This window comes from Methylobacterium sp. WL64 (assembly GCF_008039945.1).
GTDB lineage: Bacteria > Pseudomonadota > Alphaproteobacteria > Rhizobiales > Beijerinckiaceae > Methylobacterium.
Map to the genome: position 1 here is coordinate 48,045 of NZ_VRVA01000016.1, position 16,043 is coordinate 64,087.

Consider the following 16,043-nt stretch of genomic DNA (forward strand, 5'->3'; position numbering starts at 1 on the left):
GCGACGATGGCGAACGCGCGCCGTCCCGTATCCCGCCCGCCGATGGCGCGAAGTCACCCCGGAATACGATGTCTTTCAGACGCGTCAGAATTCCCGGGTCGTTCCATCACCCTCCTTGTCATCCCGGGGCCGCCTGCGGCGCCCTGGAATGGCAAGGTGGTTCATCCTGCGACCTTGGGATCCGCGATTGAAGAAGGGGTCCGAGAAACCACGATACCTTCTAATCCCGCACGGCCGCCGCGGCGCCGTAGCCGGCCCGCCGCCCGAAGACCACGCCGGAGGTCAGGCCCGAGCCGCCGGGATAGCCGTTGAAGAACACGCCGCCGACCATCTCGCCGCAGGCGTAGAGACCGGGGATCTCGCTGCCGTCCTCGCGCCGGACGCCGCCACCCTCCCCGACCTCGACGCCGCCATACGTGAAGGTGATGCCGCCCGTGACCGGGTAGGCCTTGAACGGCCCGGTCTCGATCGCCTGCGCCCAGTTCGACTTCGGCAGGGGCAGATCCTTGGTGCCGCGGCCGTCCTTCACGGTGGGGTCGAACGGCACGGCGTCGTCCACGGCGGCGTTGAAGTCCGCGATGGTGCGCCGGGCCGCAGCCCGGTCGATGCCGTCGAGCTTGTCGAGCAGCCCGTCGAGCGTGTCGGCCTCGACGAAGTGGGCGTCGTGGAACCGGTACTCGCTGTAGAGCAGGTGATCGACCTTGGCGTCGAAGATCTGCCAGGCGACGTGCCCGGGCTGCTCCATGATCGAGCGGCCGAACTGGGCGTAGGTGTAGTTGCGGAAGTTCTTGCCCTCGTCGACGAACCGCTGCCCGGCGGCATTCAGCATGAGGCCCAGGAAGTAGCAGATCTTGCGGTAGTGCTTGCGCTCGCCGTGCGGCAGGTCGAGGTTGCCGTAATCGGGCGTGTGTAGGTCCATCGGGGTGGCGTGGCAGCCGCCGTAGAAGCCGTGCGGCTTGGCGCCGAGCGCGAGCGCCATCTCCAGCCCGTCGCCGCGGTTGTGCGGCGTGCCGCGCACCCGGGCCTTGTCCCAGCCCGCGCCGATGAACCGGGTCCGCAGCGCGGGGTTCGATTCGAAGCCGCCGCAGGCCAGGATCACCGCCCCCGCCCGGAACGCGCCCTGCGGCGTCTCCACGCCGACGACGCGGCCCGCCTCGACGATCAGCCCGGTGGCCGGGCAACCGTAGCGGATCTCGCCGCCGGCCTTCGTGAAGGCCTCAAGCTCCGCACGGGCGAGACCGAACCCCTCGTCGTGGGTCGCGAGCGTCAGGCCGCCCCAGAACACGAAGCGGCCGTCCTTCTCGAAGGATTGCCGGGCGTAGATCGGCTCGAACTTCACGCCTTGCGTCGAGAGCCAGCGCAGGGCCGCGCCGCTCTCGTCGATCAGGATGCGCTGCTCGCGCGACAGCGGCCTGCCGTCGTTGAAGCCGAGGAGGTCGGTCTCGAAGGTCTGCGCCGTGTAGGCGCCGAAATCGGTCCGCGGCAGGCGCTGGTCGTCCGGGTCGGCGAGCAGCGGGATCAGGTCGTCGTTGCCCTGGTAGACGAACCGCATGGCGCCGGCGGTGTAGGCGGTGTTGCCGCCGGCCAGATCCGGCTCCGCCTTCTCGATCATCAGCACCGAGGCGCCGCGCTCCAGGGCGGCGAGGCCCGCGCTCATGGCGGCGTTGCCGGAGCCAACCACCACGATATCAAAGGGTCCCGCCTGCCGATCCTGCATCGCCGCCTCCGTCATCCGAACCGCGCTTCAATTATTGTATACGCTTGCATGCAATGCGGAGCAAGCGTTCCTGCGGCCATCGTTTCACGCTATGGCCACGGCGGAGGAGAGTCCGGCCATGAAGGCGAGCGAGTCTGAGCGCTCCAACGGCGCCGCCGCCTACGAGCGGCTGCTGCAGGCGATCGAGGAGGGCGAGCTCGCCCCCGGCAGCCGCCTGCGCGAGGCCGAGCTGGCGGAGCGTTTCGCGATCAGCCGCACGCCGGTGCGCGAGGCGTTGGGCCGGCTGGAAGCGCAGGGCCTCGTCGCCCACGAGCCGCACCGCGGTGCCAGCGTGGCGCAGCTCGATTACGGGCAGGTCAGCGAACTCTACGACATGCGCGAGGTGCTGGAGGGAACCGCGGCCCGGCTCGCCGCGATCCATGCCAGCGCGGTCGAGACCGAGCTTCTGGAAGAGATGATTGCCCGGGACCGGGCGCTGGCCGGCGACGGGGCGGCGCTGGCGCGCACCAACCGGCTGTTCCATCGACAGATCCACGCCGCCGCGCGCAACCGCTTCCTGCAGCACACCCTGGAGACGATGCGCCTGTCGCTGGTGCTGCTGCCGGGCGCGACGACGCTCGCCGCCCCGGAACGCGCGCTCGAATCGCTCGACGAGCACGCCGCGATCGTCGCGGCGATCCGCGCCCATGACGGCGACGGCGCCGAGGCGGCGGCGCGGGCCCATATCCGCGCCGCCTTCAAGACGCGGATCCGGATCTGGCAGGCGACCTGATCCCACCGCGTCAGGCGTGGGCGGGGATCCTGGCTTCCCGCTTGCCGCCCCGGAACAGGCTGAGCGTGGCGACGATCCCGCAGGCGGCCGCCGCCATCAGCCAATAGCTCGGGGCCGCCCGATCGCCGGTCTGCTCGATCAGGTAGGTCGAGACCATCGGGGTGGCGGTGCCGAACAGGGCCGTGGCGAGGCTGTAGGCCAGGGAGAAGCCGCTGGCCCGCACATGCGCCGGCACGACCTCGGACAGCGAGACGATCATCGCGCCGTTGTAGACGCCGAAGAAGAACGAGAACCACAATTCGACGCCGAGCATCTTGGCGAAGGTCGGATCGGCCACCAGCCAGTGCAGCGCCGGATAGGTGGTCAGCAGCGACAGGACCGAGATGGTGAGCAGCACGGGCTTACGCCCGATCGCGTCCGACAGCGCGCCGCCCACCGGCAGCCAGATGAAATTGGTGATCGCCACGCACAGGGTGACGGTGAGGCTGTCGGTCTCGGTGAGCTTGAGGACGGTCTTGCCGAAGGTCGGCGTGTACACGGTGATCATGTAGAAGGTCACCGTGGTCATGGTGGAGAGCATCATGCCGAGCAGCACGATCCGCCAGTTGGCGGCGACCGTGGTGAGGATCTCGCGCGTGCTCGGATGGTGGGTCCGCTGGGCGAATTCCTGGGTCTCCTGCAGGGAGCGCCGGATGAAGAAGATGAACGGCACGATCAGGCAGCCGATGAAGAACGGGATGCGCCAGCCGAAATCGCCGATCTGCTGCTTGGTCAGGTAGGCGTTCAGCCCGTAGCCGATCACGGCCGCGAACATGATCGCCACCTGCTGGCTCGCCGACTGGAACGACGTGTAGAAGCCCTTCCGCCCGGGCGTGGCGATCTCGAACAGGTAGATCGAGACGCCGCCGATCTCGACGCCGGCCGAGAAGCCCTGCAGCAGGCGGCCGGCCAGCACGATCAGGGGCGCGGCGATGCCGATGGTGCCGTAGCTCGGGCAGAAGGCGATCAGCACCGTGCCGCTCGCCATGATCGCCAGGGTGACGATCAGGCCCTTCCGGCGCCCGATCCGGTCGATATAGGCGCCGAGCACGATCGCCCCGAGGGGCCGCATCAGCGCGCCGAGCCAGAAGGTCCCGAAGGTCAGGAGCAGCTCGGTGGTCTCGTTGCCCGAGGGGAAGAACGCCCGCGCGATGGAGCTGGCGTAGAACCCGAACAGGAAGAAATCGAACATCTCCAGGAAGTTGCCGCTCGTCGAGCGGAGGATCGCCCCGATCCTGGATTGCAGGCTCGCCCCGACGGCGCCCGGATCACCGGCCATGACGCAACGCTCCCCGATCTCGTTTCACGCGCCGATCCATTTCAGCGCGATGATCGTCCCGGTGACGGTCAGGGCGCCGCCGATCCGGGTGGCGATCTGGGCGAACGGCATCAGCGCCATGCGGTTGGCCGCCGTGAGGATCGCCACGTCGCCGGTGCCGCCCTGGCCGCTGTGGCAGGCGTTCACGATCGCGGTCTCGATCGGGTACATCCCGAGCGCCCGGCCGACGAAGAAGCCGGTGACCATCAGCGTGGACACCGTCGACACGATGGTGATCAGGTTCACCAGGGTGAACGCCGCCATCAGCTCGTTCCACGGGGTCAGCGCCACCCCGATGGCGAAGAGCAGCGGGTAGGTCATCGAGACCTGCACGAACTTGTACACCACGAAGCCGCCAGCCTGGAGATGGGGCGACACGGCGCTGCCGAGCTTGGCGAACACCGCCAGGAACAGCATTGCCACCGGCGCCGGCAGGCCGACGAGGTGGTGGGCTACGACCCCGAGCAGGTAGAGGGTGATGGCCGTGAGCCCGGCCGCGCCGATCGTGGCGGCGTCGATCTGGCCGCGGGCCGCCTCGGAGCGGGCCTGGGCGTCGCTCGATTCCATGCCCTCCGCGCCCGGCTGGAGCCGGCCCTCCCCGGTGAGGTGGGGATAGCGCTTGCCGACATAATTGAGGGTGCCGGCGAAGATGATCGCGGTGAGCGAGCCGAGCATCACCGGCGGCAGCACCTGGGCGAACACGACGCCCTGCTGCTGGCCCAGGATCGCCGCGTAGCCGATGGAGAGCGGGATCGCGCCCTCGCCGACGCCGCCGGCCATGATCGGCACGACGATGAAGAAGAAGGTCTTGTAGGGGCCGAGCCCGAGCGCGGTGCCGACCAGGGTGCCGACGATGGCGGCCGCCACCGAGCCCACCGCGAGGGGTGCGAAGATCTTGAGGAAGCCCTTGATCAGGACGTCGCGATCCATGCCCAGGATCGAGCCGACGATGATCGTGGCGATGTAGATGTAGAGGAAGTTGGTGAACTTCGTGAAATCGAAGATCGCCTTCTCCATCTGGGGCGGCACCAGCTTGTAGTAGACGAGCGCCGACGGGATGAAGGTCGCGAAGATCGCGCCCGCGCCGATGTTGCGCAGGATGGGGATGCGCTTGCCGATCTCGGCGCAGGTGAAGCCGCCCATCACCAGGACGGCGATCATGGTCGGCCCGTCCGGCTTGACCTCGCCCTCCTGGACCAGGACCACCAGCAGGATCGCCACGATGACGTAGAGCGGCAGTGGAATGATGCCGATCTTCATGTCGACCAGGCGCCACCAGCCCTCGGGCCAGAACCGTGCTGCGCGGCGCTCGTTGAGCGGCGTCGGCACGGGACTCGTCGAGGCGCTACTGGTCATCGGCTTCCTCCGGACTTCCGACCACGCGCGGGCCCTTCCGGCCTTCGCCGTGCGGCCCCGATCGCCCCGACGGTCGCGACCTGGGCCGCCCGGTCGGCGGAGATAAAGTCGGATCCGGCGTATCAGCGCCCGCACAGGGCGGCAACGCGAACCGCGGGACAAAGCGCGCTGCCTGTATTGGAGTCAGGGATTAAGCCGGCACCTTCAGTCGTCGCATGGACAGACGATCGTGAACGGCGCCGGGGTTGGATGCCCGGCGCCGGCTGATCGGATCAGAAGTCGCGCTGCACGCGGAAGCGGACGTGCGTCATCGAATCCTGCGTCGCGGTGCGCGGCACGAACGTGCCGGCGTTGATGGCGGCGACGTTCGCGTAGGCACCCGGGCCCTTGTCGAGGTCGATCACGCGGCCGTTCCTGACACCCATCTGGGTGTAGAAGGCCTCGACACCGATATCGAGATCGAGCACCGGCGACCAGATCAGGCTGCCGCCGACCACGTACTGGTAAGTGTCCCGCAGGGCTTGGCTCAGCTGGTAGAACCGGGTGCCGGGGACGCCGACGCCATTGGTCCCGAAGCTGTTGCCGCTCGGGTTCACCAGGCTGAACAGGGCGCCCTGGGCCAGGCGGGCACTGGCCGAGAAATCCTGCTCGCCGTAGGAGCCGAAGAGGGCCGAGCGCCATTCCGGCGACCAGTAGTGCAGGTACGACGCCACCGCCGAGAAGCTGGTCGAAGTCTGGAGCTGGCCGGTGAACGGGTTGACCGACGCGTCGGCGAAGTACTGCTCGAACTTCTGCGTATCGAAGCCGGTGTTGGACTGCGCGTAGCAGCCGGCGACCATGCAATAGCCGGCATAGCTCTGTGCGCCGTTGGCGTAGGCCCCCTGCAGGTAGAGGGTATCCCCCGGGGCGATCGCCGGCAGGTTGATCTTCACGCCGCCCTGCACGCCCCAACCCTGGACCGAATTGGCATGCCGGATCCCGGTGAGAACGCCGCCCGCTCCCGCGGCCGGGTTGGTGCTGAGGTTGCCGACGTTGATCTCGTGCGTGGCGGCCGAGATCTGGGCGGAGCCCCAGGCCTGATCGACCCGCAGGGCGCCGACGAAGTCGGGCAGCCGCGAGCGCTGGACGGCGTCGACGTTGCCGTAGCGCGACGGCCGGCCGCCGGTGTAGCCGACGAAGACGGGGGCGACCGCGGTCGCAGTCGGTGAGAAGACCGGAGAGCGGGTGAAGACCGGGTCTTCCACCGACAGGGTCGCCGTGACGCCGTTGCTCAAGGTGGCCGTGTAGGCGAGCAGGTTGGTCGAGGAATTGTCGGAGCCGGACGTCGCGCCGTACATCTCGAAATCGTGGGCGTAGAAGTCGTAGAACGACGACGCGCGACCGGCGGTGAGGCCGGCGAACTGGATGAACGCCTTGTCGACGTTCACGTATTGCTGCGCCTGGCCCCGCTCGTCGACACCGGTGGCGCCGTAGGCCTGGCCGATGCGCAGCATGGTGCCGGAATGGATGACGCCCGTACGGGAGGCGGCATCCAGGCGCACGAAGGCGCGCAGGGCGCCGTAGGCCGTCTGGGTGCGGGCATCCAGGTTGAAGCGCGCCAACCCGCGATAGCCCGACGTCTCGCCGACAGCGCCCGGCTGGCGGCTGGACGAGGTCTGGTACGCACCCTCGAACCGGGCGCGGCCCGAGATGCGCAGGCAGGTGTCGGTGCCGGGGATGTAGAAGAAGCCGGCCCCGAAGGCGGAGCAGACGCGAACGTACTCGATCGGCGCCGCCTTCTTGATCGGAAGGTCGGCAGCGTGGGCGGAACCGACTGCGACGAACGCGGTCGCGGATCCGAGCAAGAAATGGTTCAATAAAGTCATCAAGACCCCCAGAAGTTTGAAGCCGAAGACGGCAACGCTTCCCGTTTTCTGCAGAACGCAGATTTTTCTGAGATTTTTTTATTTGTGGAAGAGTGACGCACGGTTTTTCGCGCATCACTTCTGTCTCGGACGAGACTGGGATCCCGATCTTTATCAATCAACAGCGATTCAATGCGTCGTCATAGCATTTATGATCTTGTTGCTTATCTGCAACTCAATGCGAACAACTTTTCAATATACTATGATATCAATATTGATTGGAAGATATTGGCAGTCAAACCAACTGGCTGTGCTGTCAATTCATTTGGTCGAGCAAGATGCGATCGATCATTGATCATGACGAATGGCTTGGCGATGCGGCCGTCTTGCCGAAGGGGCGGTGCACCGGCCCACACAGGTGGCGCGCTTGCGCCAACCGCGTCGTGATCGGCGGCGATCGAGCCGCCATCCTGACCGAGGACCGGCGCGCCGGTCCTCATCGACGAATCGCGAGGCCCTCGAGCGCCACCGCTCAGTCCGGTCCCGGGGAACCTCCCGCCGCGATTCGCGAAACCAAGGAGGCCCGGTGCAGAGCCGGGCCTCGGATGCCGCGGCACCGCGATACGGGCTCAGAAGTCGCGCTGGACCCGCAGGCGGATCTGCGAGACCGAATCCTGGGTCGTCGTGCGGGGGACGAAACTGCCGGCGTTGATCTGAGCGATGGCACCGTAGGCGCCGGGGCTCTTGTCGAGATCGATCGCCCGGCCGCTCTTCAGGCCGATCTGCGTATAGTAGCCCTCGACGCCGACATCGAGGTCCTTCACCGGCGACCAGATCAAGCTCGCGCCGGCCACGAACTGGTCGGTGTCGCGGAGCGCCTGGCTCAGTTGATAAAACCGCGTGCCCGGGACGCCGACCGCGTTGGTGCCGAAGGGATTGCCGCCGGCGAGGGTGCTCACCAGGCCGTAGGCCGCGCCCTGCGCGGGGCGGGCGCCGCGGGAGAAGGCCTGCGCGCCGTAGGAGCCGAAGACGGCCGAGCGCCAGTCCGGCGACCAGTAGTGCAGATACGACGCCACCGCGGTGAAGCTCTGCGAGGTCTGCAGCCGGCCGGTGAACGGGTCGATCGTCGCGTCCGAGAAGTACTGCTGGAATGTCTGGCCCTGGATCGTCGCCGGGCTCTGTCCGGCGGAGCCGCTGAACGCCGAATAGCCCGTGTAGAACTGCGCGCCCTCGCCGTAGGCGCCCTGCAGGTACAGGGCGTCGCCCGGCGCGACGGACGGCGTGTTCACCTTCACGCCGCCCTGCACCGCCCAGCCTTGGACGCTGTTGGTGTGCGCGACGGCGGCGTTCGAACCGGTGCCGAGCCCGACGTTGCCGACGTTCAGCTCATGGGTGGCGGCCGAGAGCTGCGCGGAGCCCCAAGCTTGGTCGAGGCGCAGGACGCCGACGAAATCCGGCAGCCGCTCGCGCTGGATGCTGTCGATGGCGGCGAAGCTCGACGGGGCGCCGCGTGTATAGCCGACGAAGACCGGGCTGACCGGAGTGGCGCCCCCCGAGGGCGCGAAGATCGGCGTGCGGCGGAAGACCGGGTCTTCCACCGACAGGGTCGCCGACAGGCCGTTGCCGAGGGTCGCCGTGTAGGCGAGCAGGTTGGTCGAGGCGACATCCGAGCCGGCGGTGCTGCCCGACAGCTCGAAATCGTGGGCATAGAAGTCGAAGAACGAGGAGGCGCGACCGGCCGTGAGCCCGGCGAACTGGATGAACGCCTTGTCGACGTTCACGACCTGCTGGACGCGCCCGGCCTGATCGACGCCGGTGGCGACGTAGGCCGAGCCGATGCGCTCCTGTGTGCCGGATCGGCCCACGCCGGCCGCACCGGACCGGCTGCCGGCCTCGAGGCGCACGAAGGCGCGCAGGGTGCCGTAGGCGGTCTGGGTGCGGGCATCGAGGTTGAAGCGCAGCAGCCCGCGATAGCCCGACGTATCGCCGCCGTTGGAGCCGGCCTGCCGGGTATAGCTGGTGATGTAGCCGCCCTCGAACCGGGCGCGGCCGGAGATGCGCAGGCAGGTGTCGGTGCCCGGGATGTAGAAGAAGCCGGCGCCGTAGGCCGAGCAGACCCGGACATACGCAATCGGCGCCGCCGCCCCGACCGGACGGTCGGCCGCGGCGGCTCCCCCGGCTAGCGCGAGCACGGAGGGCGATCCCAGCAGAAGAGACGTCAATAACCGCATCGCCAGCCCCAATGGTTTGGTCTTATTTTTAAAATCTAAACGATCACATATCCTGACTATAAGTCAGTAATTCGGTATTTCTATTTTTGCTTTTATTACGTTATTGCTTTTACAAACAGATTCGTGCGAGCCCAGCGCGCGAATAAAGACAGCGTGTCGATGCCCCCCGGGCGTCACGCCGCTGGTGGAGGCCTCGGCCAAGACCCACGCGGCAGGTGCAGTGCGACCGGACCTTTCGGACATCGTGCCGGCGCCAATGACGGCGCGATGCCGGGCCCGCCGGATCTGGCGCGACCGGTCGGCGCGGGGCGTCCGGTACAAAAAGGACCCGGCGCGGAGCCGGGCCTTCGAAGTCGAGATGCACGAGGACGGGCGCCGGGACCGAAGCCCCGGCACCGCTCTGGCGATCAGAAGTCGCGCTGGACGCGGAAGCGGACCTGCGAGATCGAGTCCTGCGTCGCGGTACGCGGCACGAAGGTGCCGTTGTTGATGCCGGCGACGTTGTTGTAGGCGGTCGGGCTCTTGTCCTGGTCGATCACCCGGCCGCTCTTCAGGCCGATCTGCGTGTAGTAGCCCTCGACGCCGATATCGAGGTCCTTCACCGGCGACCAGATCAGGCTCGCACCGGCGACGAACTGGTGGTTGTCGCGCAGCGCCTGGCTGAGCTGATAGAACCGGGTGCCCGGCACGCCGACGGCGTTGGGGCCGGAGATGAGGCTCGAGCCCGCGAGGCCATAGGCGGCCCCCTGCGCGAGACGGGCGGCGCGGGAGAAGTTCTGCTCACCGTAGGAGCCGAACAGGGCCGAACGCCATTCCGGCGACCAATAGTGCAGGTACGACGCCACTGCGGTGAAGCTCTGCGAGGTCTGCAGCTGGCCGGTGAACGGATTGATCGTCGCGTCCGAGAAGAACTGGTTGAACTTCTGGCCCTGGATCGTCGCCGGGTTCTGCGCGTAGGACCCGCTATACGCGGAATAGCCCGTGTAGAGCTGCGCGCCGTCGCTGTAGGCGCCCTGGAGGTACAGAGCGTCGCCCGGCGCGACGAACGGGGTGTTCACCTTCAGGCCGCCCTGCACCGCCCAGGCCTGGACGCTGTTGGTGTGCGCGATGTTGACGTTCGTGCCTGCGACGGGACTCGTCGCGATATTGCCGACGTTCAGCTCATGGGTGGCGGCCGAGATCTGAGCCGAGCCCCAGGCCTGATCGAGGCGCAGGGCACCGACGAAGTCGGGCAGACGCTCGCGCTGGACGGTGTCGATCGTGCTCAGCACGGTCGGAGCGCCCCGGGTGTAGCCGACGAACACGGGGCTGACGGTGGACGCGTAGGGCGTGAAGATCGGCGTGCGGCGGAAGACCGGGTCTTCCACCGACAGGGTCGCCGACACGCCGTTGCCCAGCACCGCCGTGTAGGCGAGCAGGTTGGTCGAGGCGTTGTCCGAGCCGAGCGTGCTGCCGGTGATCTCGAAGTCGTGCGCGTAGAAGTCGAAGAACGAGGACGCGCGACCGGCGGTCAGGCCGGCGAACTGGATGAACGCCTTGTCGACGTTCATGTATTGCTGATCGCGACCCACCTGATCGACGCCCGTTGAGGCGTAGGCCTGGCCGATGCGCTGCTGGGTGCCGGACTGGCCGATGCCGGAATAGCCGGTGCGGCTGCCGGCATCGAGGCGCACGAAGGCGCGGAGCGTACCGTAGGCGGTCTGGGTGCGGGCATCCATGTTGATGCGCATCCGGCCCTGGTAGCCCGAGGTGTCGCCGTTGGAGCCCTGGCGCGAGTAGCTGGCCATGTAGCCGCCCTCGAACCGGGCGCGGCCCGAGATGCGCAGGCAGGTGTCGGTGCCGGGGATGTAGAAGAAGCCGGCCCCGAAGGCGGAGCAGACGCGGACGTACTCGATCGGCGCCGCCTTCTTGATCGGAAGGTCGGCGGCCTGGGCGGCTCCGATCGCCGCGAAGGCGGCGGCCGAGCCGAGCAGCGAGCTCTTCAAGAGCTTCATAGATATCTCCAAAGCTTCGAGACCCGATAACACCAACGAGTCCGGTTTATCCGACCCTCGCAGCGATCGATGTTGTTGAATTCTGCAATCTTAAGTGCAGATTATTTAGAGATATCTCGCGTCCGAGATTTCTCTATGCCGGTTCTTATGATCTGTCGCAGCTTATCCAAGCAACATCGATATCATTCGATCTGTGGAATTGATTTGCGTTGTTGTAACGTCGCAACGTCACAAAATTGTTTTGAAGTATTACTGAGTGCAATGATTTTATAAGCGGAAATTCTAGCGCGGATATTTATTGCGAACGTCTCTCGAGAGATATTACCGCGGCCAAAATTTTTATCTGCGCGCGCCTGAATCCGCGGATACATCCGGGCCCAGGCTCATCCCTTGCGGACGCGGCGGCGCTTTGTCTCGAGCGGCCGGGTCGCCGGCCGCTTTGGGCACAACGCCGTGCGTCGGTAACGATCGCCACGGCCGGTCCGTGAAGATCCGTCGCGCCGATTCCGTCCGTGATTCGACCGGATTCGCGAATCGATTCGTGCGCTGCCGGACGACAGCCACGGCGGCGCGTCGGGACGCGGTGGGCATGGGGAGAGCGTGGCGTTCGAGCGGTGCGCCCCGGGCACCGGAACCCAGAGCCGGTCAGCGGCGAGGGCTGGAGACGCGGTCAGGAGACGCGGTCGGGCCGGGATCCGTGCCGGATGCGGGCTTCGCGGGTTCGGTCCGGAGCCCGTGTGTGGCGGCGCCGCCGGGAACCGTTCGGCGGCGGCCCTGCCGCGGCGACGTCCGGAAGCGGAGCAGGCGCGGCGTCCGGCGTCATCGCGCCCGCCGACAACGAAAAAGGCCCAGCCGGAGGGCTGGGCCTTGAGATCCGTGGAAGCGGCGCGGGGGGTGTGTCCCCGCGCCGACGATGCGGCTTAGAAGTCGCGCTGGACGCGGAAGCGGAAGGAGGACACCGAGTCCGCCGTGGTGGTAGCAACTGCGCCACCGGCATTGATCGCACCGACGCGGGAGTAAGCGGTCGGATCCTTGTCCTTGTCGATCACGCGTCCGTTCTTGACACCGATTTGGGTGTAGTAGCCCTCGACACCGATATCGAGGTCCTTCACCGGCGACCAGATCAAGCTCGCACCGGCGACGAACTGGTAGGTGTCGCGCAGGGCTTCGCTGAGCTGATAGAATCTTGTGCCGGGCACACCAACCGCGTTGGCGCCGAAGCTGTTCGTTCCGTTCGGGTTGATGACCGAGAACGCTGCACCCTGAGCAGAACGAGCACGCTGGGTGAAGTCCATCTCACCGTACGAGCCGAAGACGGCCGAGCGCCACTCCGGCGACCAGTAGTGCAGGTACGAAGCGACAACCGTGAAGCTCTGCGACTGCTCGAGCTGCCCCGTGAACGGGTTGACGCTCGCGTCGTTGAAGAACTGGTTGAACTTCTGGCCCTGGATGGTCGCGGCGTTCTGCGAGTAGGAACCGCTGAACGAGGAGTATCCGGTGTAGAGCTGGGAGCCACTGCCGTAGGCACCCTGCAGGTAGAGCGCATCACCCGGAGCGATGAACGGGGTGTTGATCTTCAGACCGCCCTGCACCGCGTAGCCATACGAGTTGTTGGCGTGCGGGATGCTGACGTTCGAGCCGGTGCCGGTACCAGCGCCGTTCTGGACGTTGCCGACGTTCAACTCGTGAACTGCCGCGGAGACCTGGGCTGAACCCCAGGCCTGGTCGAGGCGCAGGGCGCCGACGACGTCCGGCATCCGCGAACGCTGGATCACATCGACCTGGCTGAAGCGGGTGGGGGTGGCACCGGTGTAACCGATGAACACCGGAGCCGGCGAATTGGTCTGCGCGAAGTTCGCGATCGACGCGTTGACGGTGACGCCGCCGGGGTTGTTGGACGGCGAGTAGATCGGGCTGCGGCGGAAGACCGGGTCTTCGGCCGAGATCGTGGCTGACAGGCCGTTGCCGAGGGTGGCGGTGTAGGCGAGCAGGTTGGTGGACGCGATGTCCGAACCCGCGGTGGCGCCGGCGAGCTCGAAATCGTGAGCGTAGAAGTCGAAGAACGAAGACGCACGACCGGCGGTCAGGCCGGCGAACTGGATGAACGCCTTGTCGACGTTGGCGAACTGCTGGTCGCGGCCGAAGCTGTCGATGCCGAGGCCGGGATAGGCCTGGCCGATACGCTGCTGGGTGCCGGAGGTGCCGACGCCGGAATAGCCGGTGCGGGCGCCGGCATCGAAACGCACGAAGGCGCGCAGGGTGCCGTAAGCGGTCTGGGTGCGGGCATCGAGGTTGATGCGCATGCGACCCTGGTAGCCCGAGGTGTCGCCGCCGTTACCGAACTGACGCGAGTAGCTGGTCATGTAGCCGCCCTCGAACCGGGCGCGGCCGGAGAGACGCAGGCAGGTGTCGGTGCCGGGAATGTAGAAGAAGCCGGCGCCGTAGGCCGAGCAGACGCGGACGTACTCGATCGGAACCGCCTTCTTGACCGGAAGGTCGGCGGCGTGTGCGGCTCCGATGGCCGCGAAGGCGGCTGCAGAACCGAGCAGTGAGCTCTTCAAGAGCTTCATAGACATCTCCAAAGCTTCGAGACCCGATGATGCGGACATGCCCGGTTTTCCGGATCTTGCCGCTCGTCTTGTAGGTTTGGCCTGCGTCTTGGGTGGCAGGCTCCTGCGGGCTCTCGCTTGGCGATGCCCCCGTGCACGATCACCATGTGCGAACGGGTTTCGGCGAGCAATCAGAATTCGGCTCGGATAAATTGGTTCCTGTGCGATGTTGCCGCCCGGCAACAATATCAGAACGCGTTAGCCGGCAACAGCTTGCCGGATGTACCGATATGCTTTCCGGAGTGGCAGGAGTGCTGTCGAACCGGGCATGGACGGGACCGCCCGAGCACCGGGAAGGGCCGGGGCGGTCCGAACGTGGGGGTGACGCCGGCGGCTGCGGCGGCGTCATCAAAGGTTGTCGAGACGGCGCGCCGGGCTTTGCGCCCGACCGCACTTCACATCGGCGGCGTCAGGCCGTTCTTGCCGACGGCGACGCGCCGCGCCGTGACTTTGCCGTCCTCGCCCCGCGCAGCCACCACGAACGCCTTGGCGCCGGCGGTGATCGCACCGGAATCCGCAGCCTCGAAGGTGACCACCGGGGCCTGCGGCGGAACCAGGATCTGGAGCGACTGGCCCTTGCCGTAATCGACCGTGAGGGTGCGCTCCGCGCCGCTCCCGCTCGCCTTCACGGTGCCGTTCGTCATCGCGCTCTTGACCCGGGGGGCGTCCGGCGCGGTCGCGGGTACGGCGGCCTTCACGGTGCCGTTGGTCATGGTGCTCTTCACCGCGGCGCTGCCGGTGTGATCGGGAAGCATATCCCAGTCGTAATGGCCCTCACCGGTGCCGCGCATCGATTCCGGGAACAGCACGACCTCCAGGGCGATCGGCGGCTCGCCCTTGGTGGCGGTTCCGATGAAGACGCCGTCCTTGATCTGATCGAGCTGGGCCGGGACGACCCAGGAGACCTTGGCGTCCGGCGCCAGGGTCACCCGCTGGCTCTTCCCGTCCAGGGTCTTGAGGGTGAAGCCGCCGCCCTCGACGGCCTCGATCGTGCCGCGCAGGCGCTCGGGCGGCGCGGCGGCGTGTGCGGAGGTGGCGAGCGCCAGGAGGCTCGCGAGGGCGAGGGTCGGGAGTTTTGACATGGTGGCGGGAGTCCTATCGCCGCCGGAACGGTGGCGGCGCGCATGACCTGGGACTCGGCGCAACCGTGTCAGCCCCTCGCGCCCGTGACATCAAGCCCCTGCGGACGGGTGTAACCGGGACGGTAGCGCTCAGGCCGGCAACGCCAGCAGCGCGAGGCCCGCCGCCGCGACGGCGGCGCCGAGGGCCGGCGCGGCCCGGGTGGCGCCAAGCCGCGACGCGGTGATTCCAAGCCCGATCCCGGCCCCGTGCAGGAGCGCGGTCGCGGCCAGGAAGCCGAACCCGAAGGCCAGGCCCGAGGCGGTCTCCGGCATCTCGGCGCCGTGGGCGTAGCCGTGGAACACCGCGAACACGCCGACGAGGCTGGCGAGCAGCGCAACCGGCGCCCGCAGGCCGACGATCGCGGCCACGCCGAACACCACGATGGAGAGTGCGATCCCGGTCTCGGCATAGGGCAGCGCGACGCCGGCCATCCCCAGGCCCGCCCCCACGCTCATGAGCGCCAGGAAGGAGAGAGGCAGTGCCCAGAGCGCCCGGCCGCCGCGCAGGGCCGCCAGCAGCCCGACCGCGACCATCGCCAGCACGTGGTCGGCGCCGAGCAGCGGATGCAGGAAGCCGGCCCCGGCGCCGAGCGCAGCCCCGTGGCCGGGATGGGCCAGAGCCGCCTGCGGCAGCAGCGCGAACGCGGCGGGAAGGGCGGCAAGGCTGGAGACGAGCGGGGCGGCGAGCAGGCGCTTCATCGGATATCCTTCGCGGTTGTAAGACCGAAGGTAGCGCCGATCCCGCGGCACGGCGAGTGCCCCGGCCCGCGGCCCCTCCGGCCTTGGGCGGGACACCGCGGTTGCACGCGGAGAATCTCGCCCTGGATGGGTATCGGGAGGCGCCGCGTGTGCAGCAGGCCGACATCCGCACCGCCGCCCGCCAGCAAGGCCTGGACGAGTTCGACACGGTCGCGGTCGGCATCGTCGAGCGCGACGGCAAGGTCTCGATCATCGAGACGGCGTGACAAGGAACCGGGGTTCAGCACCGGCGGCCGTAGCGCTGCGGATCACTTGAATACATGATACCGTTTCACGCCGGCGC

General features: G+C 67.5%; 11 protein-coding genes. 2 read left to right on the forward strand and 9 right to left on the reverse strand.

Annotation, left to right across the window (positions count from 1 at the left end; all coding sequences use genetic code 11):
* Positions 1-220 precede the first annotated feature (220 nt).
* A complete protein-coding gene (gene tcuA / locus FV242_RS10785) occupies positions 221-1,717 on the reverse strand; it encodes an FAD-dependent tricarballylate dehydrogenase TcuA (RefSeq protein WP_147938916.1) in 1,497 nt (498 codons plus the stop codon).
* 118 nt (positions 1,718-1,835) lie between these two features.
* On the opposite strand from tcuA, the gene FV242_RS10790 reads away from it, so the two are divergent.
* Positions 1,836-2,489 carry a GntR family transcriptional regulator gene (locus FV242_RS10790; protein ID WP_147910101.1) on the forward strand — a complete coding sequence of 218 codons (654 nt, stop codon included), beginning with the start codon at positions 1,836-1,838 and terminating at the stop codon, positions 2,487-2,489.
* Positions 2,490-2,499: 10 nt separating this feature from the next.
* Here the strand turns inward: FV242_RS10790 and FV242_RS10795 are convergent, their stop codons facing one another.
* The 8 genes from FV242_RS10795 to FV242_RS10830 form a co-directional block, all read right to left on the reverse strand.
* Positions 2,500-3,807 carry an MFS transporter gene (locus FV242_RS10795; RefSeq protein ID WP_147910102.1) on the reverse strand — a complete coding sequence of 436 codons (1,308 nt, stop codon included), beginning with the start codon at positions 3,805-3,807 and terminating at the stop codon, positions 2,500-2,502.
* A gap of 24 nt (positions 3,808-3,831) precedes the next feature.
* Positions 3,832-5,202: a 2-hydroxycarboxylate transporter family protein gene (locus FV242_RS10800; protein WP_147938917.1), complete on the reverse strand. Its 1,371-nt coding sequence runs from the start codon at positions 5,200-5,202 to the stop codon at positions 3,832-3,834.
* A 272-nt stretch (positions 5,203-5,474) separates the two neighbouring features.
* A complete protein-coding gene (locus tag FV242_RS10805; RefSeq protein WP_246692666.1) occupies positions 5,475-7,046 on the reverse strand; it encodes a porin in 1,572 nt (523 codons plus the stop codon).
* Between the two features lie 629 nt (positions 7,047-7,675).
* On the reverse strand, positions 7,676-9,277 hold the full coding sequence (locus tag FV242_RS10810; protein ID WP_147938919.1) for a porin: 1,602 nt from the start codon (positions 9,275-9,277) through the stop codon (positions 7,676-7,678).
* A gap of 407 nt (positions 9,278-9,684) precedes the next feature.
* Entirely contained in the window at positions 9,685-11,271 is a 1,587-nt protein-coding gene (locus FV242_RS10815; RefSeq protein WP_147938920.1) for a porin, read from the reverse strand.
* A 920-nt stretch (positions 11,272-12,191) separates the two neighbouring features.
* Complete coding sequence (locus FV242_RS10820; protein ID WP_147938921.1) at positions 12,192-13,841, reverse strand: porin; 1,650 nt, start codon at positions 13,839-13,841, stop codon at positions 12,192-12,194.
* A gap of 434 nt (positions 13,842-14,275) precedes the next feature.
* Positions 14,276-14,962: a metal ABC transporter permease gene (locus tag FV242_RS10825; RefSeq protein WP_147938922.1), complete on the reverse strand. Its 687-nt coding sequence runs from the start codon at positions 14,960-14,962 to the stop codon at positions 14,276-14,278.
* Between the two features lie 129 nt (positions 14,963-15,091).
* Positions 15,092-15,700 carry a HupE/UreJ family protein gene (locus FV242_RS10830; RefSeq protein WP_147938923.1) on the reverse strand — a complete coding sequence of 203 codons (609 nt, stop codon included), beginning with the start codon at positions 15,698-15,700 and terminating at the stop codon, positions 15,092-15,094.
* 101 nt (positions 15,701-15,801) lie between these two features.
* Here FV242_RS10830 and FV242_RS34485 point away from each other — a divergent pair, with 101 nt between their 5' ends.
* On the forward strand, positions 15,802-15,966 hold the full coding sequence (locus FV242_RS34485) for a hypothetical protein (protein WP_187278394.1): 165 nt from the start codon (positions 15,802-15,804) through the stop codon (positions 15,964-15,966).
* Positions 15,967-16,043 lie beyond the last annotated feature (77 nt).

Coding starts and splice junctions, on each gene's coding strand:
- FV242_RS10795 (WP_147910102.1), bottom strand. CDS start 3,807: ATGGCCGGTGATCCGGGCGCCGTCGGGGCGAGCCTGCAATCCAGGATC.
- FV242_RS10815 (WP_147938920.1), bottom strand. CDS start 11,271: ATGAAGCTCTTGAAGAGCTCGCTGCTCGGCTCGGCCGCCGCCTTCGCG.
- tcuA (WP_147938916.1), bottom strand. CDS start 1,717: ATGCAGGATCGGCAGGCGGGACCCTTTGATATCGTGGTGGTTGGCTCC.
- FV242_RS10810 (WP_147938919.1), bottom strand. CDS start 9,277: ATGCGGTTATTGACGTCTCTTCTGCTGGGATCGCCCTCCGTGCTCGCG.
- FV242_RS10820 (WP_147938921.1), bottom strand. CDS start 13,841: ATGAAGCTCTTGAAGAGCTCACTGCTCGGTTCTGCAGCCGCCTTCGCG.
- FV242_RS10800 (WP_147938917.1), bottom strand. CDS start 5,202: ATGACCAGTAGCGCCTCGACGAGTCCCGTGCCGACGCCGCTCAACGAG.
- FV242_RS10825 (WP_147938922.1), bottom strand. CDS start 14,962: ATGTCAAAACTCCCGACCCTCGCCCTCGCGAGCCTCCTGGCGCTCGCC.
- FV242_RS10830 (WP_147938923.1), bottom strand. CDS start 15,700: ATGAAGCGCCTGCTCGCCGCCCCGCTCGTCTCCAGCCTTGCCGCCCTT.
- FV242_RS10790 (WP_147910101.1), top strand. CDS start 1,836: ATGAAGGCGAGCGAGTCTGAGCGCTCCAACGGCGCCGCCGCCTACGAG.